Source organism: Desulfuromonas thiophila (genome assembly GCF_900101955.1).
GTDB lineage: Bacteria > Desulfobacterota > Desulfuromonadia > Desulfuromonadales > Desulfuromonadaceae > Pseudodesulfuromonas > Pseudodesulfuromonas thiophila.
The window spans coordinates 163833-188209 of record NZ_FNAQ01000004.1 but is presented as its reverse complement, the minus strand read 5'-3'; the positions used below and the strand labels follow the sequence as shown (position 1 = coordinate 188209).

The 24377-nt window shown below is 57.7% G+C and carries 27 protein-coding genes and 1 tRNA gene; all 28 read left to right on the top strand.

Annotated elements, in window-relative coordinates; all coding sequences use genetic code 11:
- Positions 1 to 77 precede the first annotated feature (77 nt).
- The 28 genes from BLR80_RS06150 to BLR80_RS06020 all read left to right on the top strand — a co-directional run bounded on the left by BLR80_RS06150 (position 78) and on the right by BLR80_RS06020 (position 24374).
- Entirely contained in the window at positions 78 to 620 is a 543-nt protein-coding gene (locus BLR80_RS06150; protein WP_092077341.1) for a shikimate kinase, read from the top strand.
- Positions 621 to 676: 56 nt separating this feature from the next.
- Entirely contained in the window at positions 677 to 1771 is a 1095-nt protein-coding gene (gene aroB, locus BLR80_RS06145; protein WP_092077338.1) for a 3-dehydroquinate synthase, read from the top strand.
- On the top strand, positions 1764 to 2459 hold the full coding sequence (locus tag BLR80_RS06140; RefSeq protein ID WP_092077335.1) for a tetratricopeptide repeat protein: 696 nt from the start codon (positions 1764 to 1766) through the stop codon (positions 2457 to 2459). The genes aroB and BLR80_RS06140 overlap by 8 nt, the downstream gene beginning before the upstream one ends.
- The gene (locus BLR80_RS06135) at positions 2452 to 2811 is read left to right on the top strand and encodes a roadblock/LC7 domain-containing protein (RefSeq protein WP_092077332.1); all 360 of its coding nucleotides are present in this window, start codon (positions 2452 to 2454) and stop codon (positions 2809 to 2811) included. Before BLR80_RS06140 ends, BLR80_RS06135 begins: the two co-directional genes overlap by 8 nt.
- A gap of 11 nt (positions 2812 to 2822) precedes the next feature.
- Positions 2823 to 3263 (top strand): type II 3-dehydroquinate dehydratase, encoded by a 441-nt coding sequence (gene aroQ, locus BLR80_RS06130; RefSeq protein ID WP_092077468.1) that lies wholly within the window; start codon positions 2823 to 2825, stop codon positions 3261 to 3263.
- A gap of 49 nt (positions 3264 to 3312) precedes the next feature.
- The gene (locus tag BLR80_RS06125) at positions 3313 to 4401 is read left to right on the top strand and encodes a M24 family metallopeptidase (protein WP_092077329.1); all 1089 of its coding nucleotides are present in this window, start codon (positions 3313 to 3315) and stop codon (positions 4399 to 4401) included.
- Between the two features lie 6 nt (positions 4402 to 4407).
- Positions 4408 to 4869, top strand: coding sequence for an acetyl-CoA carboxylase biotin carboxyl carrier protein (accB, locus tag BLR80_RS06120; RefSeq protein WP_092077326.1), 462 nt, complete (start codon positions 4408 to 4410; stop codon positions 4867 to 4869).
- A gap of 49 nt (positions 4870 to 4918) precedes the next feature.
- Positions 4919 to 6259 (top strand): acetyl-CoA carboxylase biotin carboxylase subunit, encoded by a 1341-nt coding sequence (accC, locus tag BLR80_RS06115; protein WP_092077323.1) that lies wholly within the window; start codon positions 4919 to 4921, stop codon positions 6257 to 6259.
- Between the two features lie 17 nt (positions 6260 to 6276).
- Positions 6277 to 6519, top strand: coding sequence for a hypothetical protein (locus BLR80_RS12900; protein WP_171906340.1), 243 nt, complete (start codon positions 6277 to 6279; stop codon positions 6517 to 6519).
- A gap of 1 nt (position 6520) precedes the next feature.
- The gene (locus tag BLR80_RS06110) at positions 6521 to 7372 is read left to right on the top strand and encodes a menaquinone biosynthetic enzyme MqnA/MqnD family protein (protein ID WP_171906339.1); all 852 of its coding nucleotides are present in this window, start codon (positions 6521 to 6523) and stop codon (positions 7370 to 7372) included.
- 121 nt (positions 7373 to 7493) lie between these two features.
- Positions 7494 to 7580: transfer RNA gene (locus tag BLR80_RS06105), tRNA-Leu, on the top strand.
- Between the two features lie 112 nt (positions 7581 to 7692).
- Positions 7693 to 8934 (top strand): exonuclease SbcCD subunit D C-terminal domain-containing protein, encoded by a 1242-nt coding sequence (locus BLR80_RS06100; RefSeq protein WP_092077317.1) that lies wholly within the window; start codon positions 7693 to 7695, stop codon positions 8932 to 8934.
- 11 nt (positions 8935 to 8945) lie between these two features.
- Positions 8946 to 12215, top strand: a complete 3270-nt coding sequence (locus BLR80_RS06095) for an AAA family ATPase (protein ID WP_092077314.1) — start codon at positions 8946 to 8948, stop codon at positions 12213 to 12215.
- A 64-nt stretch (positions 12216 to 12279) separates the two neighbouring features.
- Complete coding sequence (locus BLR80_RS06090) at positions 12280 to 12711, top strand: Fur family transcriptional regulator (protein ID WP_092077311.1); 432 nt, start codon at positions 12280 to 12282, stop codon at positions 12709 to 12711.
- Between the two features lie 37 nt (positions 12712 to 12748).
- Positions 12749 to 13510: a 3-deoxy-manno-octulosonate cytidylyltransferase gene (kdsB, locus tag BLR80_RS06085; RefSeq protein ID WP_092077308.1), complete on the top strand. Its 762-nt coding sequence runs from the start codon at positions 12749 to 12751 to the stop codon at positions 13508 to 13510.
- A gap of 124 nt (positions 13511 to 13634) precedes the next feature.
- A complete protein-coding gene (locus BLR80_RS06080; protein WP_092077305.1) occupies positions 13635 to 15245 on the top strand; it encodes a CTP synthase in 1611 nt (536 codons plus the stop codon).
- Positions 15242 to 16072, top strand: a complete 831-nt coding sequence (gene kdsA / locus BLR80_RS06075; protein WP_092077302.1) for a 3-deoxy-8-phosphooctulonate synthase — start codon at positions 15242 to 15244, stop codon at positions 16070 to 16072. Before BLR80_RS06080 ends, kdsA begins: the two co-directional genes overlap by 4 nt.
- Entirely contained in the window at positions 16069 to 17049 is a 981-nt protein-coding gene (locus tag BLR80_RS06070; RefSeq protein WP_092077299.1) for a KpsF/GutQ family sugar-phosphate isomerase, read from the top strand. The genes kdsA and BLR80_RS06070 overlap by 4 nt, the downstream gene beginning before the upstream one ends.
- Positions 17049 to 17579, top strand: coding sequence for a KdsC family phosphatase (locus BLR80_RS06065; RefSeq protein WP_092077296.1), 531 nt, complete (start codon positions 17049 to 17051; stop codon positions 17577 to 17579). The genes BLR80_RS06070 and BLR80_RS06065 overlap by 1 nt, the downstream gene beginning before the upstream one ends.
- Positions 17580 to 17585: 6 nt before the next feature.
- Positions 17586 to 18152 carry an LPS export ABC transporter periplasmic protein LptC gene (lptC, locus tag BLR80_RS06060; RefSeq protein ID WP_092077293.1) on the top strand — a complete coding sequence of 189 codons (567 nt, stop codon included), beginning with the start codon at positions 17586 to 17588 and terminating at the stop codon, positions 18150 to 18152.
- A gap of 20 nt (positions 18153 to 18172) precedes the next feature.
- On the top strand, positions 18173 to 18697 hold the full coding sequence (lptA, locus tag BLR80_RS06055; protein ID WP_092077290.1) for a lipopolysaccharide transport periplasmic protein LptA: 525 nt from the start codon (positions 18173 to 18175) through the stop codon (positions 18695 to 18697).
- On the top strand, positions 18697 to 19437 hold the full coding sequence (gene lptB / locus BLR80_RS06050) for an LPS export ABC transporter ATP-binding protein (protein ID WP_092077287.1): 741 nt from the start codon (positions 18697 to 18699) through the stop codon (positions 19435 to 19437). Before lptA ends, lptB begins: the two co-directional genes overlap by 1 nt.
- Positions 19438 to 19530: 93 nt before the next feature.
- The gene (gene rpoN, locus BLR80_RS06045; protein ID WP_092077284.1) at positions 19531 to 20988 is read left to right on the top strand and encodes an RNA polymerase factor sigma-54; all 1458 of its coding nucleotides are present in this window, start codon (positions 19531 to 19533) and stop codon (positions 20986 to 20988) included.
- Positions 20989 to 21025: 37 nt separating this feature from the next.
- Positions 21026 to 21574 (top strand): ribosome hibernation-promoting factor, HPF/YfiA family, encoded by a 549-nt coding sequence (gene hpf / locus BLR80_RS06040; RefSeq protein ID WP_092077281.1) that lies wholly within the window; start codon positions 21026 to 21028, stop codon positions 21572 to 21574.
- A gap of 60 nt (positions 21575 to 21634) precedes the next feature.
- The gene (locus tag BLR80_RS06035; RefSeq protein ID WP_092077279.1) at positions 21635 to 22093 is read left to right on the top strand and encodes a PTS sugar transporter subunit IIA; all 459 of its coding nucleotides are present in this window, start codon (positions 21635 to 21637) and stop codon (positions 22091 to 22093) included.
- Between the two features lie 29 nt (positions 22094 to 22122).
- Entirely contained in the window at positions 22123 to 23097 is a 975-nt protein-coding gene (gene hprK, locus BLR80_RS06030) for an HPr(Ser) kinase/phosphatase (RefSeq protein WP_092077276.1), read from the top strand.
- A 3-nt stretch (positions 23098 to 23100) separates the two neighbouring features.
- On the top strand, positions 23101 to 23970 hold the full coding sequence (gene rapZ, locus BLR80_RS06025) for an RNase adapter RapZ (protein ID WP_092077273.1): 870 nt from the start codon (positions 23101 to 23103) through the stop codon (positions 23968 to 23970).
- On the top strand, positions 23967 to 24374 hold the full coding sequence (locus BLR80_RS06020; RefSeq protein ID WP_092077270.1) for a PTS sugar transporter subunit IIA: 408 nt from the start codon (positions 23967 to 23969) through the stop codon (positions 24372 to 24374). The genes rapZ and BLR80_RS06020 overlap by 4 nt, the downstream gene beginning before the upstream one ends.
- Positions 24375 to 24377 lie beyond the last annotated feature (3 nt).

Here is a 24377-nt window from a genome sequence, read left to right as displayed (position 1 = left end):
TTTTTCAGCAGACAAAAAAAGGACAGGTTTTCCTGTCCTTTTTTTGTCTGCTAAGTGGCAGTCTTGAGGGAATATTTATGGGCACATTGTTCCTGATCGGCTTTATGGGGGTTGGCAAGTCGACAGTCGGTCGGTTGCTAGCCCGTCGGCTAAAAAGATCGTTTATTGATCTGGACGAACAGATTATTGTCCGGGCGGGGCAGACAATTCCGCAGATCTTTGCTGCTGTTGGCGAACCGGGATTTCGTGTTTTGGAAACTGAGGTGCTGAGCGATAACGCCGCTTGTCGATCCGCAGTGGTGGCCACTGGTGGCGGTATTGTCGGACGACCGGAAAACTGGCAATTGATGCGCAGTGCTGGGACCATTGTTTATTTGCACGCCGACTGGCCGACACTTCAACAACGTCTTGTCGACCTGTCCCAACGGCCCCTGGCCCAGGATGGTGCCAATGCACAGCTGCAGGCTTTGTGGCGGCAACGTTTGCCCTTGTATCGTCAGGCTGATTTTGTTATCGATACGCAGAATTTAACGGCAGTGCAGGTAGTCGAAACGCTGATTAAACGCCTGGAGGCTGATCCGCATTTGATTCGAGAGGAGTCTGTTCCGGATTGCGTTTAGCGGCTATTGGCTATGCGGAGTGCCTTGAGTTGTTTTGCTGCAGGTAGGATAAATTTATGGAATCATTAACGGTTGGGCTGGGTGCGCGCAGCTACGCCATTCATGTCGGAGCGGATCTGCTCACAGCATTGCCTGACTGGCTGAAGGCTCTGCAGCTGCCACGTCGCGTTATGCTGGTCAGTAATCAGGTAGTGGCGCCGTTGTACCTCTCAACTGTTGAGTGCTGTTTGGCGGCAGCGGATTTTCAGGTTTTGTCGGTGATTCTGCCGGATGGCGAGGCCAGCAAAAACGCCGCCAGTCTTGAACAAATCTATACCTCTCTGATCAGGTCGCATTGTGACCGTCAAACGTTGTTGGTAGCTCTTGGAGGTGGGGTGGTTGGTGATATCACTGGTTTTGCCGCAGCAACCTATTTGCGTGGCGTTCCTTTTGTGCAGCTACCTACCAGCCTTCTGGCACAGGTGGACAGTTCGGTGGGGGGGAAGACGGCTATTAATCACCCCCTGGGAAAAAATCTTATCGGAGCCTTTTACCAGCCCCGCCTGGTCTTGATTGATGTCAAGACATTGCAAACCTTGCCGGCGCGTGAACTTTCCGCTGGACTGGCAGAGGTCATCAAGTATGGGGTGATTGCCGATGCGAATTTTTTTCATTGGCTCGAATTACACAGCGCCAATCTGCGCCGTTTGGAGCAGGAATTTCTGATTGAGGCTGTTTTGCGTTGCTGCCGAATCAAGGCAGCGGTGGTGGCGGAGGATGAAACGGAGCAGGGACAACGGGCACTGCTCAACTATGGTCATACCTTTGGTCATGCCATCGAACAGCTGTGTGGCTATGGGCAGGTGTTGCATGGCGAAGCGGTCGCCATGGGAATGCTGGTGGCGGCACGGATTGCCGAGCGTCAGCAGCTGTGCCGGATGGAGGACGTTCAGCGCATTCGGGAACTGATAGCGGCCTGTGGATTGCCTCTGCAGCCACCGTCGCTGTCTCTTGAAGCCTGTCTTGAGGTTATGTTGCGGGATAAAAAGGTGACAGCCGGTCGGCTCCGGATGGTGTTGAACGAAGGGATCGGTAGCGCCAAACTGGTAGAAATAGCCGATCCTGGAGAGGTTTTTGCCGTGGCCTTGGCGCCGGAGCTATTGCATGGCTGATGCCTTGACCCGCTTGCGGCACTATCAGCAGGTTTTTCAGCAGGATCCGACGTCGCTGGATTTCATTCCTCTAGCCCGCTGCTATCTGCAACAGGGCCTGACGGATGCCGCCAATGATCTGTTGCGGCGTGGCTTGCAGCAGCACCCGAATCAGCGCGAGGCGCTGTTGCTGCTTGGGCAGGTGCTGTTGCAGCGCGATGAACCCGATGAGGCGCGCACCCTTTTTGAACAGGTGCTTAGCCGTGTGCCGGATTGTGCTGAAGCCATGCTGGGACTGGCCCGGCTTGATGGTGCGCTGGGACATTTGCAACGGGCTCAGCGTGCACTGCAGCAGGCGCAGGCTCTGCTGGGCAGTACCCATCCTGAGGTCGTTGCTGTGCGTGGTCTGCTGCAGCAAGCAACAGCTTTTTCTGATCCGGTGATGGAGCAAAGTCCTTTTGTTAATGCCACACTGGTTGATCTGTATCTGCGGCAGGGACTGACGGAAAAGGCTGAAGCGGCCTTGAGTTTGTTGATACAGCAACAGCCTGACAACCCCCGCTGGCGAGATCAGCTTAGTCAATTGCAAGGGCATCAGGTGGGTGACGGGTTCGAACAACCGGTTTCGGTGAGCGACAACCCGTCGGGTTATGTTGCGGCACTGACCGCCTGGCTCAAGGCCATAGAGCGAAGGAGGAGACATGTTTAGGCAAATACTTGCCCGCGTGCAGGAAGAGGCTGAAGGCGTTGATGCCGCTGTGGTTCTTGGTTACGATGGCATCGCTGTTGAACAGGTCGGTACGCTGGCCTCGGATGAGCAGACTCAGCTTCTTTTTGTCGAGTTGGCCCGTCTTCTGCGCGAGATGCGCCAAACAGCCGAACTGCTGGAGGTTGGTGCTGTGCAGGAGGTCAGTCTGACCTGTACAGAGCGTCAGTTTCTGTTTTTGCCACTGAGCGGCGAGTATTTTGCTTTGCTCCTGCTTTCATCTGCTGCCTGCAGCGGTAAGGCGCGTTATTTGCTCAAACGTGAAGCCTTGGCATTGCGCCAGGCGCTCCAGTAGGTCCTGCTGTGATAGAAATTCATGTTCTGCATGGCCCCAATCTTAACCTGCTTGGTCGGCGCGAGCCGGGTATCTATGGTCAGCTTTCTCTGGAGCAGATTAATCAACGGTTGCTACAACGTGCCGCTATCTTGGATGTGCATCTGACAATCTTTCAATCGAACCATGAGGGTGCCCTGGTCGATTGCATTCATCAGGCCAGTGACGTCGGTTGTGGCGGATTGCTCATTAACCCGGCAGCCTATACCCATACCAGTGTCGCCCTGCGCGACGCCATCAGCGCCGTTGCGCTGCCCTGTGTCGAGGTTCATCTGTCCAATATTCATGCGCGCGAGGCGTTCCGTCAGCATTCCCATCTGGCACCTGTCTGTCTGGGGCAGATCTGCGGCTTCGGTGCCGATAGTTATCTGCTTGGCCTGGAAGCCTTGGTTGCCCATCTGCGGAAAAATTAAAAAACTGTTCTAATTCCGCTTTTTTACTCTCGCTTTAAAACGAGGCTTTATGTTAGCTTTGCGCATTGACCGCCTGCGCAGCCATCTCAATCACGCTGGCCTGGATGCTGTCGTGCTGCTCAATCCGCTGCATTTGCGCTACTATGCCGGTTTTACCGGTTCTGATGGGGTTTTGGTCGTCGGCTTGACACAGACGTTTTTTTTGACCGATTCGCGCTATACCACCCAGGCGCGTGAACAGGTGCGTGCCGATGCACAACAGACCTATCGCCAGAAGCCCCAAGGGGTGCGCAAAGCCCTGAATGAACTCGGGGCCAATGCGGTTGGCTGCGAAGGGGACTATGTCACTCTGACGCAGTTCGATCAGTTGCAGAAAGCCTGTCCTGCGGTTCGCTGGCAGGTGCTGGATGATCTGGCCCACCTGCGACAAGTCAAGGATGCCTCCGAGGTTGCGTTTCTGGAACAGGCGGCCCGGATCAACGCCGAAGCCTTTACGGCGGTACAGAACCAGATTCGCCCCGGACTGCGGGAGGTCGATCTGGCCGTGGCACTGGAACATGCCATGCGCTGTGGTGGTGGCGAAGATCGCGCCTTTGATCTGATCGTGGCCTCCGGGGTGCGCGGGGCTTGTCCACATGGTGTGGCCTCGACCAAGGCGTTGGCCAGTGGAGAATTGCTGACCATCGATTTTGGTACCCGCGTGCAGGGCTACCATTCCGACGAAACCCTGACGCTGGCGCTTGGGCCGGTGCCGGACGTGTTGCGCAGATTGCATGACATCGTACTGCAGGCCCATGATCTGGCCTTGGCGGTATTGACGCCTGGAATACCGGCCCGTGAGGTTGATCGTGTGGCGCGTGAATATATTGCCAGCCAGGGCTATGGTGCCTGTTTTGGCCACGGTCTGGGGCACGGTGTGGGGCTGGCGATTCATGAAGGTCCGACCCTGTCGCCGCATTCCGAGGTGTTGCTGACTGAAGGGATGGTGTTTACCATCGAACCAGGGATTTATGTGCCCGAACTCGGCGGTGTTCGTATTGAGGATACCGTTGTACTGACAAGCGATGGCTATCGCTTGTTGACGCGCTTGCCCAAGACGTTCTGTCAGTTGGATGTTGTCGCATACCACAGGAGATGATGAAGCATGGAAATGAAGGATATCAAGACATTGATCAAGCTGGTGACGGAAAGCGATATCACCGAGTTTGAATTGGAACAGGACGAAGAGCGTATTTTTATCAAGCGTGGCAGCCAAGAGGTCATACAGGTCGCGGCATCGGCGTATGCTCCCATGCCTCAGCCCGTGGCGTCACCGGTAGTGGCTCCGCTTGCGCCAACTGCTCCTGCCGCAGCTGTAGCGGATGGTTATGAACGGATTCCCTCACCTATTGTTGGCACTTTTTATGCTGCGCCCTCACCCGAGTCTCCCCCCTATGTCAAGGTGGGTGATGTGGTGGAAGCGGGCCAAACCCTCTGTATTGTTGAAGCCATGAAGCTGATGAACGAGATAGAGGCAGAATTCAAATGCAAGGTTGTCGAAATCGTCAAGGCCAATGCCGAGCCGGTCGAGTATGGTGACGTGCTGTTTGTGGTGGAAAAAATCTGAGTCCAAACCTGACAGACGGCTCTGTTGAGCCTGTTTCGCCGGAGTATTTATGATTCATAAGGTCGTCATAGCCAACCGCGGAGAAATCGCCCTGCGCATTTTGCGCGCCTGCAAGGAACTGGGCATCAAGACCGTTGCGGTTCATTCGGATGTCGACAGCGAGGCGTTGCACGTCAAGCTGGCTGACCAGAGCGTCTGTATTGGTCCGGCCCCGAGCAGCCACAGCTATCTGAACATGAAGGCCATTCTCAGCGCTGCCGAGGTCACCGATGCCGACGCCATCCACCCAGGCTACGGTTTTTTGTCAGAAAATGCTGAATTTGCTGAAATCTGCACCAATTGTGGTCTGACCTTCATCGGCCCCACGGCGGAGAACATGCGCTTGATGGGTGATAAGATCAGTGCCCGCCAAACGGTTACCAAAGCCGGCGTGCCCATATTGCCGGGCACCAAAGAAGCAGTAACCTCCGTTGACGAGGCCATCTGCATCGCCGGGGAGATCGGCTATCCTGTGATCATCAAGGCCACCGCCGGTGGTGGTGGTCGTGGCATGAAGATCGTTCATTCGCCGGCTTCGCTGCCCAATGCCTTTGCCGCAGCACGCTCCGAGGCCCAGGCCGGGTTTGGCAATCCTGAGGTCTATATCGAAAAATATTGCGAGCGGCCACGTCATGTCGAAATTCAGATCATGGCCGACAAGCATGGTAATGTGATTCATCTGGGTGAACGTGACTGTTCGATTCAGCGCCGTCATCAGAAGCTGATCGAGGAGGCGCCCTGTTGTGTCCTGACTGAAGATGTGCGCCGCAAAATGGGCGAATGCGCCGTGGCGGCAGCCCGGACGGTTGGTTATTCCAGTGTTGGTACCATTGAGTTCCTGCTGGATGCGGACAGCAATTTCTACTTCATGGAAATGAATACCCGTGTGCAGGTTGAGCATCCTGTGACCGAAATGGTGACAGGCATTGATATCATCAAAGAACAGATTCTTATTGCTGCTGGCCAGCCTCTGCGTTTCAAACAGGAAGATATCCAGATTCGTGGCCACGCCATCGAGTGTCGCATTAACGCAGAAGATCCGGAAAAATTCACACCTTCTCCCGGCCTGATCAACGGTTATCATACGCCCGGTGGTTTGGGTGTGCGGGTCGACAGTGCGGTGTACGATCAGTATAAAGTCCTGCCGCACTATGATTCGATGATTGCCAAGCTGATTGTGCATGCCGAGACCCGTGAGGAAGCTATTCGGCGGATGGATCGCGCGTTGGAGGAATACATCATCGAGGGCATCAAGACGACCATTCCTTTTCATCAGAAGATTATGAACAACAAGGAATTTATTGAGGGCCAGATCGACACCGGTTTTCTTGAGCGGATAAAACTGGTTTAACAGCACTGCCCCGTTGCTTGCGCCGCTATGCTGTTTTGGTGGCGGCGCAGAAATTCCTTAATGGCAACACGGCTTTCATCGTCACTCTGCTTGTGAGCTTAAAGATCTGTTTTACGGTGTGGCATGTATGTGGTGCTGATGGCTTGGCCATTCCTCGGATATTTCCCGATTTTTTATTAGACTGGATTGTGGATGAAGAGGCCCGTCAAGGGCCTTTTCCCTTGGCGGCGGCGGGCCGGAACCCCTGCCTTTCTGAATAACATGAACGCTTTACGGCTCGGTCATATCGACTATCTCAACTGCGTTCCCTTTTTTCATTACCTGCGTTCGACCGGTTTTCTGGGGGCCGTTGAGCGGGGAGTGCCGGCACAACTGAATGCTCGCCTGGCTCAGGGAGTGCTTGATGCCAGTCCCTCGTCCTGTTTTGAATACGCTCGTGATCCTGAACGCTATGTCCTGTTGCCGGGTCATTCCATCAGTGCCTTTGGGCCGGTGCAGAGTGTCCTGTTTTTCTCGCCCCGGCCGTTGTCGGCGCTGGAGAATCAGCGGCTGTATCTGACGGGTGAGTCGGCCACCTCTGTCAATCTGCTGCGTGTACTGCTGCATGAATTCTATGGCTGGCGCCAGATCGATACCGAGGTGCCGCGTCAGCCTGTTGAGGATTTGCTGGCGCAGGGCAAGGCCGGACTGCTGATTGGTGATCGGGCCTTGCGGGCACGGCGGCAGGGTGGTGTCGGCATCTGTTACGATCTGGCGCAGCTTTGGGTCGAGCATACCGGGTTGCCCTTTGTGTTTGCTCTCTGGATTGTCCGGCGTGATCTGATGACCCGGCAGTTGGCGGCTCTGCAGCAACTTTCAGGGCAGCTGCACCAGGCACGCCAACACGCCTTTGCCGATCTGACGCACTTGGCTCGCCAGTATGCGTCAGAGCACGATTGGATAGCACCGGCAGAACTGGAAAACTATTGGCGAGCCATGTCCTACGATCTGGCCGAAGACCATCTGGCAGGACTGGAACTGTTTTTCACCCTGTGCCAGCGTCATGGATTGCTGCCCCATCAGGTCCCCTTGCGCTTCGTACCGGCGGCAGATAGCGCCGCGCAGTTTTCTTGACAGGTGTTCGGAAAACACCGAGAATGCTCCCTCTGTTTTCTCTATGTTGTTTATGACAGTGGCCGGTACGGGCCTTTGGCTCAACAGAGCAGCGAAATCAGTAAAGCATCATGGTAACAGTGCCCGGGTGGCGGAACTGGCAGACGCAAGGGACTTAAAATCCCTCGGCCGTAAGGCTGTACGGGTTCGACCCCCGTCCCGGGCACCACGTATCTGTTTGTTGAGATCTGTTTGTTTTTATGTTGGTGTCAGGCCCTGAGAAATCAGGGCCTTTCCTTTGCTGGCACGGCCTGTTTCTCTCCGAAGGTTTTTCCCCCTGCATGAACATTCTGCATACCTCCGACTGGCATCTGGGCCGAACCCTCTATGGTCGTAAACGCTATGAGGAATTCGCCGCCTTTCTTGATTGGCTGCTGAAAACGATCAACCAGCGGGACATTGGGATATTGCTGGTGGCGGGTGATGTCTTTGATACCAGCGCTCCGAGCCATCGCGCTCAGGAACTCTATTACCGGTTCCTGTGCCGGGTGGCTGCTTCGTCCTGTCGGCATGTTGTCGTCGTCGCGGGCAACCACGATTCACCGTCCTTTCTCAATGCTCCCAAGGAGTTGCTCAAGGCCCTCAATGTCCACGTGGTCGGTAGTAGCACCGCATCGCCGGAAGACGAGGTGCTGGTGCTCCGTAATGAGCAGGACGATCCGGAATTGATTGTCTGCGCCGTGCCCTACCTCCGCGACAGGGATATCCGCGTGGCGGAGGCTGGTGAGAGCGTCGAGGACAAAGAGCGGAAGATTATTGAGGGTATCCGCACTCATTACGCCACCGTCGCCGCCCTGGCCGAACAGAAGCGTGAGGAACTCGGGGCCGATATTCCCATCGTTGGCACGGGGCATCTGTTCACCGCAGGCGGGCAAACCGTCGACGGCGATGGCGTGCGTGAACTTTATGTCGGCTCCCTGGCTCAGGTGACGGCCGGGATTTTTCCTGCGATTTTTGATTACCTGGCGCTTGGGCACCTCCATGTCCCGCAAAAGGTGGGCGGCTCCGAAACCATGCGCTACAGCGGCTCTCCTTTGCCCATGGGGTTCGGAGAGGCAAAACAGCAGAAGAGCGTTTGCCAGGTTGAGTTCAAAAGCACGGCTGCATCGGTACAGCTGATCGACGTGCCGGTGTTTCAGAAACTCGAGCGCATCAAGGGAGACTGGGACGGTATCCGGAGCCGCATCATTGAATTGTCGGCAATAGACGATCCAGAGCGACCAGGATTCTGGCTCGAAGTCATCTACGACGGCACTGAGGTCATTGGCGACCTGCGTGAGCGGCTGGAGGCCGCTGTTTCCGGGACACACATGGAAATCCTCCGGATCAGGAACAACCGCATCATCGACCGCGTGCTGGGACAAATCCATGAAGAGGAGACACTCGACGATCTGAACGTGAACGACGTGTTCGAACGCTGCCTCGCCGTCCATGAGGTGCCTGAAGACCAGCGGCCGGAGCTGCTTCGAGCCTGCCAGGAAACGGTCTCGTCTCTCTACGAAGACGACGTGCAGGCGGAATAGAGAGGCTGGCGATGAGAATACTGCAGGTACGTTTCAAGAATCTGAACTCGCTGGTCGGCGAATGGCAAATCGACCTGATGCACCCGGCCTTCGCGTCTGATGGCATCTTTGCCATCACCGGTCCCACCGGCGCGGGGAAGACCACGATCCTCGACGCTGTTTGCCTCGCCCTTTACGGCCGGACGCCGCGCCTGAATAAGGTCACCAAGAGCGGAAACGAAATCATGTCCCGCCAGACCGGCGAATGCTTTGCCGAGGTGACCTTCGAAACCCAGTCTGGGCGTTACCGCTGTCACTGGAGCCAACACCGGGCACGCAAGAAGCCGGATGGCGAACTCCAGGCCCCGAAGCACGAAATTGCCAATGCCGATTCCGGCGAGATTTTCGAATCCAGGATCAGAGGTGTAGCCGACCAGATCGAGTCGGCGACCGGCATGGACTTTGATCGTTTCACCCGTTCCATGTTGCTGGCCCAGGGCGGCTTCGCCGCGTTTCTTCAGGCGGCGCCGGATGATCGGGCGCCGATCCTGGAGCAGATCACGGGCACAGAGATCTACAGCCGGATATCCATCCGAGTCCATGAACGGAAGCAGCAAGAGCGGGACAAGCTGAACCTGCTCCAGGCGGAAACGGCAGGCATCGTGATTCTTGAGCCGGAGCAGGAACAAGAGACCCGGCAGGCCCTCGAGACAAAGCAGAAGGAAGAGACAGAACTTGCGGCTGAATCCGCGCTGACCGGGAAGGCCATTGCCTGGCTCACCACCATCGATGGGCTGAAGAAGGAAATCATCAACCTGGGCGATGAAGCGAGCAAACTGCAGGGCGATATCGAGGCGTTCAAACCGGAGCGTGAAAAGCTGGGCCGGGCTTTAAGTGCCGCCGAACTCTCCGGTGCCTTCGCGACGCTCACCGCCACCCGTAAGCAGCAGACGGATGACAGAGCCGCACTGAAAACCGAGCAAGAGGCTCTTCCCGGAATCGAATCCTCCGCCAGGGAACAGGCCGGAGTACTGCAATCGGCTGAGCACCAAACCGCCAGCGCAAAAGAAGAGCTGAAAGCGGCCGCGCCCACATTGCAGAAGGTTCGCTCCCTGGATCAGAAACTTGCCGACCAGAAAAAAGCTGTTTCGGAAGGAGATGAGGGCTGTAAGAAGGCTGCGGCCAAGATTGACACTGACAAAAAAGCCCGGCTTGAAGAACGGGATAAACGGTCCAAGGCTCATGAAATGCTGGATCTTGTGAGCGCCTACCTCAAGGAGCATGCGCAGGATGAATGGCTGATCGGCGGTCTGGCTGGCATTGAAGAACAGCTGAGAGGCCTGCTCTCCAAGCAAAATGAAATCGTTCAAAAACAGGCCGCTCAAGAAACCGCCAATACGACTCTGGAACGGGCGGCAAAGTCACTCGACGACTGTCAGAAGCTATCCGGCATTCGGAAGCAGGAACTGGAGGACGCCTCGAAACAGCTTCAACAGGGCAAGGATGGTTTGAGCCAACTCCTGGGGGACCGCTTGCTGCGGGAATACCGCACCGAGAAGGAAACCCTGCTGCGTGAAATGGCCTTCCTGGCGAAGATTGCGGAGCTTGAAGATCATCGGGCAAAACTGGAAGATGGCAAGCCCTGTCCACTCTGCGGCGCAACCGAGCACCCGTTTGCGGAGGGGAATGTCCCTGTTGCCGATGAAACCGAAAAGAAGATCGATTCCCTGACCAGGCTGATCAGCAAAGCCGAGGATCAGGAAGCCGCCATCAGGAAACTCGAAAAAACTGAAAGCCTGGCCCGCAACAACCTGACGGAGGCTGAAAAGCTGGAGTCAGCAGCGGCTCATGACAAGAAGGCTGCCGAGAAAGCCCAGGCCGAGGAGAGGGACGGCCTGGTGAAACTGCGTGCCGATTTTGCCGAACGCAGGCAGGCCGTTACGACCAAACTTCAGCCGCTTGGCATTGCGGACATCCCTGAAACGGACATTTCATCACTGGTAGAATCACTTAAGAAGCGGCTGAAGGCGTGGCAGGCCCAGGTCAAGAACAAGGCGGACATCGAGAAACAGATTGCCGACATCGACAGCGAGGTGAAGCGGCTGGATGCGGTTATCGAAACGCAAAGCACCGCCCTGGCCGAAAAGCTGGAACGCCTGGGTGCCTTGAAAAAGGAACTCGCCACGGTCAGTGAAGAGCGTGATGGACTGTACGGCGACAAGAATCCCGACGATGAGGAGCGCCGTTTGAACAAGGCTGTTTCTGCTGCCGAAGGCGCCGAAAAGCAGGCCAGAGAACGGCACAGTAAGCTCCAGCAAAACTGGAATACCGCGAAGGCCCACGTCGAATCTCTGAAGAAACGCATCGAAGGGCGGGAACCCGAACTGACTAAGCTGGAAAATGATTTCACCGCAGCACTCGCGCCCCTTGGCTTTTCAGATGAAGAACAGTTCCTGGCGGCCATATTGCCTTCTGAAGGTCGGGCCGAGTTGACGGCTACGGCCAAGGATCTGGATGAGCGTCAGGCAGACCTGAAAGCCAGACAGAAGGATCGGGATACGCGCCTGGCCACGGAGATGGCCCGCAAGATCACCGACAAGTCGCTGGAAGAGCTTGAGCCCCAACTCAAGGAACACGAGGAAGCCCTGAAAGAGCTGCGTGACACCATTGCCGGTCTCAAGCACAAGCTCAGTGAGAATACGGCTGCAAAAGAGCGGATAAAAGAAAAACAGGCAGCTATCGAGGCCCAGAAAAAAGAGTGCCGCAGGTGGGAAAACCTGCACGCATTGATCGGCTCAGCGGACGGCAAGAAGTACCGCAATTTTGCCCAGGGGCTGACCTTTGAAATGATGGTTGGTCATGCCAACCGGCAGTTGCAGAAAATGTCTGATCGCTACCTGCTTGTCCGCGACGACGCTCAGCCCCTGGAACTCAACGTGGTCGACAACTACCAGGCTGGAGAGATCCGCTCCACCAAGAACCTTTCCGGCGGCGAGAGCTTTATCGTCAGCCTGTCTCTGGCTCTGGGTTTGTCCCATATGGCCAGCAAGAACGTCCGGGTGGATTCGCTGTTCCTGGATGAAGGCTTTGGCACCCTGGACGAGGAAGCCCTTGACACCGCTCTGGAAACCCTTGCGGGCCTGCAGCAGGACGGCAAGCTGATCGGTGTCATTTCGCATGTGCCGGCCCTGAAGGAGCGGATCAGCACACAGATCATGGTAACGCCGCAAACCGGGGGAAGAAGCCAGATATCCGGGCCGGGCTGCAGTTCGGCGCCCGAAGGCGACCGCGCCTTTTCTTGACGCTCTGCACAGCTTTTGTTAGCTTGTCAGGCGGTTTGAATGCTGCTGTTGCGGAGGGGGATTGATGGGGGCGGTTAAAAAACAGTTCTGTGAATATCTGGCCAAGCACAACCTGAAGGTGACGCGACAGCGCGAGATAATTCTCGAAGCCTTTCTGCAGTCGCCGTCACATCTGTCTGCCGAGGAACTCTATTTGCGCCTGCGCAAGGAGCATCCCAATATCGGCTACGCCACGGTGTATCGCACCATGAAGTTGCTGGCCGAATGTGGCATCGCTGCCCAGCGTCATTTCGGCGACCGCCAGACGCGTTACGAGCCAAGCACCAGCGAAGACCACCACTATCATCTGATCTGCGAAAGTTGCGGCCAGATTGTCGAATTCGAGGATGAACGCATCGAGCAGCTGCTGCAGCAGGTGGCGTCGGCGCACCAGTTTCATCTCAATCACCAGCGGCTGGAACTCTACGGTCTATGCCCCAAATGCCAGACCCGCTGAGCGTCTTTTTCTTCCCTGCTATCCCCTGGAGTTCTCTGTGAGCGTTGTTGCCATTCTGCCGGCGCGTTATGCTTCGACGCGTTTTCCGGGCAAGCCTCTGGCCGATATCCTTGGTCAGACCATGATCGAGCGGGTTTACCGCCGCACGGCCTCGGCCCGCCTGGTGCAGCGGGTGCTGGTGGCTACTGACGATGAGCGCATTGCCGTTGCCGTGCGTGCGTTTGGCGGTGAGGTGGTAATGACCCGAGCCGATCATGAAACCGGTACCGACCGTCTGGCCGAGGTGGCGGCAACCCTGGATGCCCAGCTGATTGTCAACGTGCAGGGGGATGAACCGCTGATTGATCCGGCCATGATTGACGAGGCCATTGCGCCTTTGCTGGCAGATGAAACGATTACCATGGGAACCCTGATGGCCCCGTTGCATACGGCTGAAGAACTTTTTAACCCCAATGTCGTCAAGGTGGTGACGGATCGCCGGGGGTTCGCCCTGTATTTTTCCCGCGCACCCATACCCTGGCAACGTGACGCGCCCACGCAGCTGGCCGCGGCGGCGGCACCGGCGCTGGGGCGACATGTCGGCCTGTACGTCTACCGCCGGGATTTTCTGCTGCGTTATGCCGATCTGGCACCAACGCCGTTGGAGCAGGTTGAAAAGCTTGAGCAGTTGCGGGTGCTGGAGCAGGGGGAGCGGATCTATGTTGCTCGCACGACCTGTGTCAGTTTGGGGGTGGATACACCGGAGGATCTCGATCGCGTACGGCAGCTGTTGCGAGAGGAGCAGGCCCGACAGGGTTGAGGAGGATGACGGCCGGTCTTTGGCGCTTTTATTTTACCGTGTTTGCGGGTATGTTTGACCCTTTGTGCGAAAGAGGCGGCTTCAGGGCCGCTTTCATGATGGTGGCAGACGGGAGAACCTGGTGATGAAAACAAAATTTCTGTTCGTAACCGGCGGAGTGGTGTCGTCCCTTGGCAAGGGTCTGGCGGCTGCCGCCATCGGCGCCCTGATGGAAGCGCGCGGCCTGCGGGTATCCATGCAGAAAATGGATCCTTATATTAATGTTGATCCTGGCACCATGAGCCCGTTCCAGCACGGCGAGGTTTTTGTCACGGACGATGGTGCCGAAACCGACCTGGATCTAGGGCATTACGAGCGTTACACCTCTGCCCGGTTGTCACGCAAATCAAACTTTACCACTGGTCAGGTTTACGACAGCGTTATCCGCAAGGAACGCCGTGGCGATTACCTGGGCGGTACGGTGCAGGTGATTCCGCACATTACCAACGAAATCAAGAGCAAGATCATCGACAACGCCCAGGATGTCGATCTGGCCATCGTCGAGGTGGGCGGTACCGTTGGCGATATCGAATCGCTCCCGTTTCTTGAGGCCATTCGCCAGTTCCGGACGGATTTGGGTTCGGAAAATGTGCTCTATATTCACCTGACCCTGGTACCCTATCTGGCCAGTGCCGGCGAGCTCAAAACCAAGCCGACTCAGCACAGTGTCAAGGAATTGCGCGAAATCGGCATTCAGCCGGACATTCTGCTGTGTCGTTGTGATCGCGAGATACCGCGCGACATGAAGAGCAAGATCGCCCTGTTCTGCAATGTGCGCGAAGAGGCCGTTATCACCGCACGCGATGTTGCCTCTATCTACGAGGTGCCGGTGGTCTATCACGATCAGGGGCTCGATGAGCGTATCGTCGACGGGCTTAACATCTGGACCAAGGCGCCGGATCTGAATCCGTGGAAGGAGATTGTCCGGCGCATCAAGGAGCCGGCCGGTCGCACCAGCATTGCCATCGTTGGCAAGTACGTCGAACTGACCGAAAGCTACAAATCGCTGGCCGAGGCGTTGATTCACGGCGGCATCGCCAATGACTGCCGGGTCGAGCTGAAGTATGTCGATTCCGAGGCACTGGAGCGTCATGGCATCGGAGATATCTTTGCCGATGTGCAGGGGATTCTGGTGCCGGGAGGTTTCGGCGAACGGGGCAGCGAGGGCAAGACGGCGGCCATTCGCTATGCGCGCGAGAACAATCTGCCGTTTTTTGGTATCTGTCTTGGCATGCAGATGGCCGTGGTGGAGTTTGCCCGCAATGTCTGCAAACTTGAAGACAGCTATTCGGCCGAGTTTCGCGTCGAGGCCAAGAATCCGGTGATCCACATCATGGAGGAGCAAAAGCGGGTGACGGGCAAGGGCGGTACCATGCGGCTAGGTGCCTACCAGTGTGATCTGGCGGAGGACAGCCTGGCGCGCCGTATCTATGGCCAGAAAACCATCTTCGAACGCCATCGTCACCGCTACGAATTCAATAACAGCTATCGTGAACAACTGCAGCAGGGCGGATTGCGGATCTCCGGCCTGAACCCGGAAAACGACCTGGTCGAGATTGTCGAACTGCCGGACCATAGCTGGTTTCTGGCCTGCCAGTTTCATCCGGAGTTCCGGTCGCGGCCGATGGAGCCGCATCCGTTGTTCGAGTCCTTTGTCGGTGCCTGTCTGGCTCGCAGTCGCGGAGGCAAGTCATGAGCACGCCCGCGCCTGTGCAGGTGGGATCGCTGACCCTTGGCGGCAACCGGCCGATGGTGCTGATTGCCGGCCCCTGTGTGCTGGAGGACCTCGATACCGCCTGTCGTATCGCCGAGACGCTGCAGGAGCAATGCGGGCGCTTGGGGATTCCGCTGATCTTCAAAGGTTCCTACGATAAGGCCAATCGCACCTCGGTGAACGCCTATCGCGGTCCCGGTCTGGAAGAGGGGCTTCGCATCCTGGCGCAGGTCAAGGAGCGCTTCGGTTTGCCGGTGCTGTCGGATGTGCACGAGGTCAGCCAGATCGATAGTGCTGAACAGGTGCTGGATGTGATTCAAATTCCGGCTTTTTTGTGCCGTCAGACCGATTTGCTGGTGCGGGCTGGTCGCAGCGGCAAGGTGGTCAATGTTAAGAAGGGGCAGTTTCAGGCGCCCTGGGATATGAAGCATGTGGTGGGCAAGCTGGCCTCTACCGGTAATGAGCAGATTGTTCTGACGGAACGGGGTGCCAGTTTTGGTTATAACAATCTGGTGGTGGATATGCGGTCGCTTCTGATCATGCGTCAGCTAGGTTATCCCGTGGTCTTCGATGCCACCCATGCGGTGCAGTTGCCGGGCGGCAATGATGGCAGTTCCGGCGGTCAGCGCGACTATGTTGGCGCTCTGTCGCGTGCGGCCGTGGCCACGGGGATCGATGGCCTGTTCTGGGAGGTGTACGAAGATCCCGACTGCGCCCGCTGCGACGGGCCAAATTCGCTTTATCTGCGCGATCTTCCGCGCTTACTGGCGCCACTGCTGGAGATTGACGCGCTGGTGAAGCGCCTATGATGGCCTGGGATGAGCTGATCACCAATGCCTGCGACACCCTGCGCATCGAGGCACAGGCCGTGCTGGCCCTGCAGCAGCGTATCGGTGAGAGCTTCTGCCGAGCGGTGGAGCTGCTTGCTGCCTGTGAAGGGCGGGTGGTCATCACCGGCATGGGCAAATCGGGGCTGATCTGTCAGAAAATCGCCGCTACCATGGCTTCGACAGGCACGCCGGCCTTTTTCCTTCATCCGGCCGAGGGTATTCATGGTGACCTTGGTATGCTGATGAAGGGTGATGTGGTGGTGGCGGTATCGAATTCGGGCGAAACCGAGGAAATCGTCCGCATTCTGCCGGTAATCAAACGCTTGGGCCTGAAACTGGTGGCCATGACCGGTAATCCTGCCAGCAGCCTGGGTCGCGCCGGCGATGTGACGCTCGATATCTCCGTCGAGCGTGAAGCCTGTCCGTTGGGGCTGGCACCGACGGCCAGCACGACCGCTACCCTGGCCATGGGTGATGCTCTGGCGGTGGCGCTGCTGAAGCTGCACGATTTCAAGCCGGAGGATTTCGCCCTGTTTCATCCTGGCGGTACCCTGGGCAAGAGGTTGCTGCTGCGGGTGGAGGATCTGATGCACAGCGGTGAGGCCATCCCGCTGGTGGGGCTGCAGACTCCGGTGCAGGAGGCGCTGTTTGAGATCACCAGTAAAAAACTGGGCGTGACCGGCGTGATTGATGATGTGGGCGCGCTGGTTGGTGTTTTTACCGATGGCGATCTGCGCCGCTGTCTCAGGGACAGTCTGAGCTGCCTGGAGAAAACCATGGAGCAGGTCATGAGTCGGCAGCCCAAAAGGATTCTGCGCGACAATCTGGCGGCCAAGGCCTTGCAGCATATGGAACAATACCAGATTACCTCACTGTTTGTATTTGATCAGCCGGATGATCGGCGGCCGGTCGGCATTCTGCATCTGCACGATCTGCTCAAGGCGGGAGTTGTCTGATGATCCGTGAACGTATGCGCAACATCCGCCTGCTGCTGCTTGATGTTGATGGCGTACTGACCGATGGCCGCATCATCTACGACCATAACGGCGTGGAGACCAAGCAGTTCCATGTGCGTGACGGGCATGGGTTGAAACTGCTGCAACGGGCCGGCATTCAGGTCGGCATCATTACCGGCCGGCAGTCGGAGGTGGTGGCCCTGCGGGCCCGCGAACTGGGTATCGAGCTGGTGTTTCAGGGGGCCAAGAACAAGCTGGAACCTTTCAGGCGGATTTTGCAGCAGACCGGTTTGCGGCCGGAGCAGGTGGCCTATGCCGGTGACGACCTGATCGATCTGCCGGTTTTGCGGCAGGTGGGTTGTGCCTTCACTGTGGCCGATGCGGTCGAGGAGCTGTTCCCCTATGTCGATTACGTCACCCGTCGACCGGGGGGCGCTGGTGCCGTGCGCGAAATCTGCGATCTGCTGCTGAAACAGTCCGGCTGCTGGGGCGAGGTGACGGCGCGCTATTTTGCCGAGGTCGCGGAGTAGTCTGCCATGGTGCGCCAACGGGTCCGGCTTGTGCTGCTGTGGCTGTTTATTGTGCTCTGTGGCGCGACCCTGGTGACGGTGCTGCTTGGCCGCCGGGTGCCGCCACTGTCTGATCCTGTCGAACAGGGAGAAATCCTGGCCGATGCCGCTCTGCAGCATTTCCAGTACAGTGAAATCCGTGATGGCCGGACCTTCTGGAGTCTCGAAGGCGAGACGGCCCTGTACCAGCTGGAGCAGGACCGGGTGGAATTGCAGCCGGTGACACTGACTCTGCCGCGGGCCGACGGTATCCTGCGGCTTGTGGCGCAAAACGGCACGGCCTGGCCGAACGAACAGCGGATCACGCTGGAAGGCGCGGTGGAACTGACCCGCCCGGACGGCTACCGGGTACGCTGTGACCGGTTGATCTTTGAAGGCAAGCTTGGTAGTGAGGGGCAGCTGTCCAGCGATGCGGCGGTGGAACTGAGTGGGCCGCAACTGCAATTGAGTGGCAGCGGTTTGCGTTACGATCTGGCGCAGCGCCAGTTACACTTGCAACAGACGGTGCGGGCGACGCTGGTTCCCCGCCCTTAAGAGGCAAGGAGATAGGGCGAATGGGAAGCGGAAAATCTGTGCGACGGCGGTTTTGGCTGGTGGCGGTTGTTTTGCTGGGATTGCTGGCCGGGCCCGGCTGGGCGGCACAAGAGGGCCAGATTCAGCATGATAGCGGTTTGCCGGTGCAGGTGGTGGCCAATCAGCTGCAGGTCGATGATGTGCGCGGTCTGTTTGTGTTCAGTGGTCAGGTGCAGGCACGGCAGGATCAGGCGACGATTTATGCCGACAAGCTGACGGTGTTCTATCAGCAGCAGGGCAGCAAGCGCCAGATCGAACGGGTACTGGCTGAAGGGGCTGTGCGGATTGTGCAACTTGATCGGGTGGCTTATGGGGAACGGGCCGAGTTCTTTGTTGCCGAGGCCCGCATTGAGCTTGGCGGTGCCCCGCGTGTGGTGCAGGGCGAAAACGAGGTGGCCGGCGAAACCATCCGCCTCTACCTCAACGAGCGGCGCAGCCAGGTGGAAGGAGGCAGCCAGCAACGGGTACGGGCCCTCTTCGTGCCGGAGCACGGGGACGCCTCCTGATGCCGGTTTCGCCGTCGCGCAGCTGTCTGCGGGCCGAGGGTCTGCACAAGTGTTATCGCCGGCGCTGCGTGGTGCAGGCTGTCGATCTGTGCCTCCATAGTGGCGAGGTGGTCGGTCTGCTCGGGCCCAACGGGGCGGGGAAAACCACCTCGTTCTACATGATTGTCGGGCTGGTACGACCCGATCAGGGGCGTATCCTGCTGGATGAACAGGACATGACCGACTGGCCCATGTACCGCCGGGCCTTGGCCGGGGTCGCTTATCTGCCGCAGGAAGCCTCGGTTTTCCGCAAAATGACGGTGCGGCAGAACCTGCTGGCCATTCTGGAATATCATGTGGCCGATCGCCAGCAGCGTCAGCAGCGTCTTGAAGCCTTGCTGAGCGAGTTCCGCCTGGAGCAGGTTGCCGACAGTTACGGGTACGCGCTGTCGGGTGGTGAGCGAAGACGTACGGAAATCGCGCGCGCACTGGTAATCGACCCGCGTTTTATTTTGCTCGATGAGCCCTTTGCCGGGATCGATCCGCTGGCTGTCAACGATATCCAGATTCTGATTGCCGGGCTGAAAAGCCGTGGAATTGGTGTGCTGATCTCCGATCACAATGTGCGCGAAACCCTCGGGGTTTGTGATCGGGCCTGCATCCTCAGCGCCGGCACGGTGCTGGAACAGGGAACGCCCGCGCAGATTGCCGCCAGTGACCGGGCCCGCGAAATCTATCTGGGCCAGGATTTCCGACTGTGAAAAGTTGCGGTGCCGTACTAGGATGGTGGCAGGAGCTCTGTATGGGCTTTGCTGCGCCGGCCTGGACCGGCTGAGGGTAAACAAGGGAGCGCCATGGCCATCGAACTGCGTCAGCAACTCAAACTCAGTCAGCAGCTGATCATGACACCGCAGCTGCAGCAGGCAATCAAGCTGCTGCAGATGTCGCGGCTGGAGCTTGAGGAGGTGGTCAACCAGGAACTCGAAGAGAATCCGGTACTGGAAATCGGTCAGCAGCAGGACAACGATGACGTCCGTGGCGACGAGACGCCGGTGGTTGGCGAGGCGGTAAGCGCCGCTGAAGAGGCGGCTGCGGCCGAAACTACCCGCGAGGTCAGCGAAGCTGACGGCCTGGCCCAGATCGATGACTGGCAAAGCTACCTGCAAGGCTTCAGCCAGGGTGGCAGTATGACGGAGAATTTTGACGATGACGATTATCCGTCTTATGAAAACCTGCTGACGACCAAGACCACTCTGTGTGATCATCTGCAGTGGCAGCTCAAGCTGTCGCGTCTGCCGGACGCATTGCAGCAGATTGGTCTGGTATTGATCGGTAACCTTGATGACAATGGCTACCTGCGCTGCTCTCTTGATGAGTTGGCGGCTCAGTGTCAGGCGGAACTGCATCAGGTGGAGCAGGTGCTGGCCGTGGTGCAGCAGTTCGATCCGCCAGGCGTGGCTGCCCGCAATCTGGCTGAGTGTTTGCAGTTGCAGTTGCGGGCACTGGGACTGAAGGATTCCCTGGCCGAGCGCATCATCTGTCGTCACGCTCGTGAGTTGGAGGAACGCCGTTATAGCGCCATTGCTCGTCAGTGCCGGGTTAGTGTCGAAGAGGTGCTTGATGCTGCTCGTTTGTTGGCCACCCTCGATCCGCAACCGGGCAGTCAATTCGGCGGTGGCGATGTGCACTACATCACTCCGGATATTTTCGTTCATAAGGTGGGTGATGAGTACCTGGTGTCGCTGAATGACGATGGTTTGGCCAATCTGCGGATCAGCTCCTATTATGCCAATCTGTCGGGCAAGCAGATTGACGCGCAGACCAACGAGTATATTCAGGAGAAGATGCGTGGTGCCCTGTGGCTGATCAAAAGTATTCACCAGCGTCAGCGCACCATCTACCGTGTGACTAAAAGTATCGTCAAGTTCCAGCGGGATTTTTTCGATCATGGCATCAGTTATCTCAAGCCGCTGGTGTTGCGCGATGTGGCCGAGGATGTCGAGATGCACGAGTCGACCATCAGCCGGGTAACCACCAATAAATACGTTCAAACCCCCCAAGGGCTGTTTGAGCTGAAATATTTTTTCAACAGCAGTATCAATACCGACGAAGGCGATACCATTGCTTCAGAGGCGGTCAAATGCCGGATTCGCGACCTGGTTGCGGCCGAGAATCCGAAAAAGCCGTATTCAGATCAGAAAATCGTTGAGCTGCTCAGAGCCGACGGAATTGACATCGCCCGCCGAACTGTTACAAAATACCGGGAAATGCTGGGAATTCGTTCATCAACGGCGCGTAGGCGCTTATTTTAATCTTCCCTTGCGGGAAGCCCGACAGGAGGTTGACCTTATGCAGATTGCCGTCACGTTCCGGCATATGGATTCCAGTGATGCCCTGCGCAGCTATGCGGAGGAAAAGCTTGGCCGTGTTCACAAGTACATCGATGAACCCATCGATGCGCAGGTTGTGCTGACGGTGGAGAAGAAGATCCGTCACAATGCCGAGGTGACCCTGGTGGCCAAAGGGATCACGATCAAGGCTTCGGCCGAGGTCACTGACGACATGTATGCCGCCCTTGATGCCGTGGTTGATAAAATCGAACGCCAGCTCAAACGTTACAAGGAAAAGCTGAAAAGTCATACGCCGCGCAAGGGCAAGAGCCGTGACGTTACCAAAAGCATTATCGAGGCGGCCAGCATCGACGATTTCAGCGGCGAGCCGCGTGTGGTCAAAACCAGCAGCTTTTCTGTCAAGCCCATGTCCGTCGACGAGGCGGTCATGCAGATGGATCTGATGCACAAGGATTTTCTGGTGTTTACCGACGATGCCACCGAAGAGGTGAATGTCATTTATCGTCGTGCGGACGGCAACTATGGCCTGATTGTTCCCCAGAAGTAATCTGTTTCTCACGGGCTCTGGACGATGCGTGCCGGAGCCCGTTTTTTCTGTAGATGAGCCATGCGTATTGTTGAATTGCTCGACCCGGTGGCTGTTGAAGCCGACCTCAGTTGCCGGGGCAAGGACCAGGCCCTGGAGCAGATGACCGAGGTGCTGTTGCGTGCCGCGCCCGCACTTGGCCGTGAGGCGGTTCTGCAGGTATTGCGGGAGCGTGAACGGCTTGGCAGCACCGGTATCGGCGAGGGGGTGGCGATCCCCCACGGTAAGCTGAAAACGGTCGATCGCCTTTTGCTGGCTTTCGGTCGCAGCCGCGCCGGGGTTGATTTCGACTCGATGGATGGCAAACCGGCGCATCTGTTTTTTCTGCTGCTGGCACCGGAGGATTCGGTCAGTATTCACCTGAAAACCCTGGCGCGTATTTCCAAATTGCTCAAGGACGCGCAGGTGCGTGCGCAGCTGATGGCGGCCCGCGACGCCGCGGAATTGTACGAAATCATCCGCACCGGCGATCCGGCCTAGGACGTCGCAGCGGCAAGGGGAGCGGAATCATGGCACAGCTGACGGTGCGGTCGTTGCTGGAGGAGGAGGATACCGGCCTGGAGCTGGAGGTGCTCTCCGGCTTCGACGGGTTGGACAAGAATATTGCCTCCCACCGCATTCAGAAGCCGGGTCTGGCGCTGGCTGGCCATTACAACTACCTGCACCCGAATCGGTTGCAGATCCTTGGTTCCACCGAACTGAGCTACCTGGAAAAACTCTCGCCCGAGGTTGCCGAGAGCAATGTTGAGCAGCTGTGTGCCCTGGGTTTTTCCTGTTTTGTCATTACCAAGGGGCAGATGGCACCGCCGGTTTTGCTGGAAAAGACCGCCCGCTATTCCATCCCCCTGTTGCGTACCGAGATGAAAAGCTCGGCGTTTATCTCCCTGATCAGCCGTTTTCTCGAAGAGCGGTTGTTGCCCTCGACCAGCGTCCATGGTGTGCTGGTCGATGTCTTCGGTGTTGGCGTGTTGCTGGTGGGCCAAAGCGGCATCGGCAAGAGCGAATGCGCCCTTGATCTGGTGTTGCGTGGTCATCGCCTGGTGGCCGACGATGTGGTGCGGGTGCGCACCAAACTGCCGGCTGTGTTGTTTGGCGAAGGCAGTGATCTGCTGCACTACCACATGGAGGTGCGTGGTCTGGGCATCATCAATATCAAACATCTGTTTGGTGTCGCCGCCATTCGCGAGCGTAAAAAGATCGATCTGGCCATCGAACTGCTGGAATGGCAGGAAGGTGCCAGCTACGACAGACTGGGGCTTGATGAGCAGTTTTACGAGCTGCTCGACATCCGTATTCCGCTGTTGAAGATACCGGTCTGTCCCGGTCGCAACATCTCGACACTGATAGAGGTGGCAGCCCGCAACCAACTCCTTAAGGAAATGGGCTACAACAGCGCACGGGAGTTCCAGGACCGGCTGGAAAAACGCATGGCCGAAATGGCCCAGCTGCATTCCCATCTGATTATCGGTGACAGTCTGGAGTAAGGGATGCGTTTCATTGTGATCACCGGGCTCTCCGGCAGTGGCAAATCGACAGCGGCGCGGGTGCTGGAAGATGAGGGTTTTTCTGTCATCGACAATTTTCCGCTGGCGTTGTTGCCCCAGTTTCTCCAGTTGCAGCAGGAGGGTGGTGCTTCGCACCAAGTTGGGGTAGCGCTGGTGATGGATGTGCGCAATCCTCAGTTCATGGATGGCGCCGGCACTGGTCTGGCGGCGGTGAAGCAGGCCGGTTATGTGCTGGAGGTCTATTTTTTTGATGCCGGCGACGAGGTGCTGTTGCGGCGTTTTTCCGAAACCCGCCGCCGCCATCCCCTGAGCGGCAGTGAGGGGCTGCCGGCCGCGCTGGAGCGGGAACGCAGTATGTTGCAGCCCTTACGCCGCCAGGCCACGGTGGTGTTCGATACCAGTGCTCTGACCGTTCATGAACTGCGTGCCGCGGTATTGCGCCAGTTGCATGGTCATGCCGAGCGGGCCGTGCCTCTGATGGTCCGCCTGGAATCCTTTGGTTTTCGCTATGGTCTGCCTCTTGAGGCCGATCTGGTGATCGACGTGCGTTTTCTGCCCAATCCCTATTATGAACCCCAGTTGCGGCCCTTTTCCGGTCGTGACGCGCCGGTGCGGGAATTTGTGCTGCAGCAGCCCCTGTGCCGGGCCTTTGTTGAGCGCACGCGCGACTATCTGGGTTTTTTGCTGCCGCATTACCGGCAGGAGGGCAAGAGCTACCTGACGGTGGCCATTGGCTGTACCGGCGGTCGCCATCGCAGTGTCGCCCTGGTTGAGGAGTTGCACAGATGTCTGGCCGAGCAGGGGACAACCGTGCGTCTGGTGCATCGTGATCTGGTCAAGGAGGACGGATGATCGGATTGCTGGTGATCACCCATGGTACCCTGGCCCAATCCCTGCTCGATACCGCTGCAACCATCGTCGGGCCGCTGCCGGCCGCGGCGGCGCTGGGGGTTGAACGCGGGCTCGACAGTGCCGAACTGGAACGGCGCTTTGAAACGCTGTTGACGCAACTTGGCGACGGCGGTGCAGGGGTGCTGGTGCTGACGGACATGTTCGGTGGCACGCCCGCTAATCTGGCCGCCCGTCATCTGCCGTTGCGCCGGATGGAAATCCTCAATGGTGTCAATTTGCCGATGTTGCTCAAGTGTGCCTCCTGTCGTGGGGACATGGAGATTGAGGCGCTGGCTGATTATTTGGCGGGTTACGGCCGTGAGGCCATTGTCAGCACCCGTACGGTGCTGCGGCGCAGGGAGTGACGG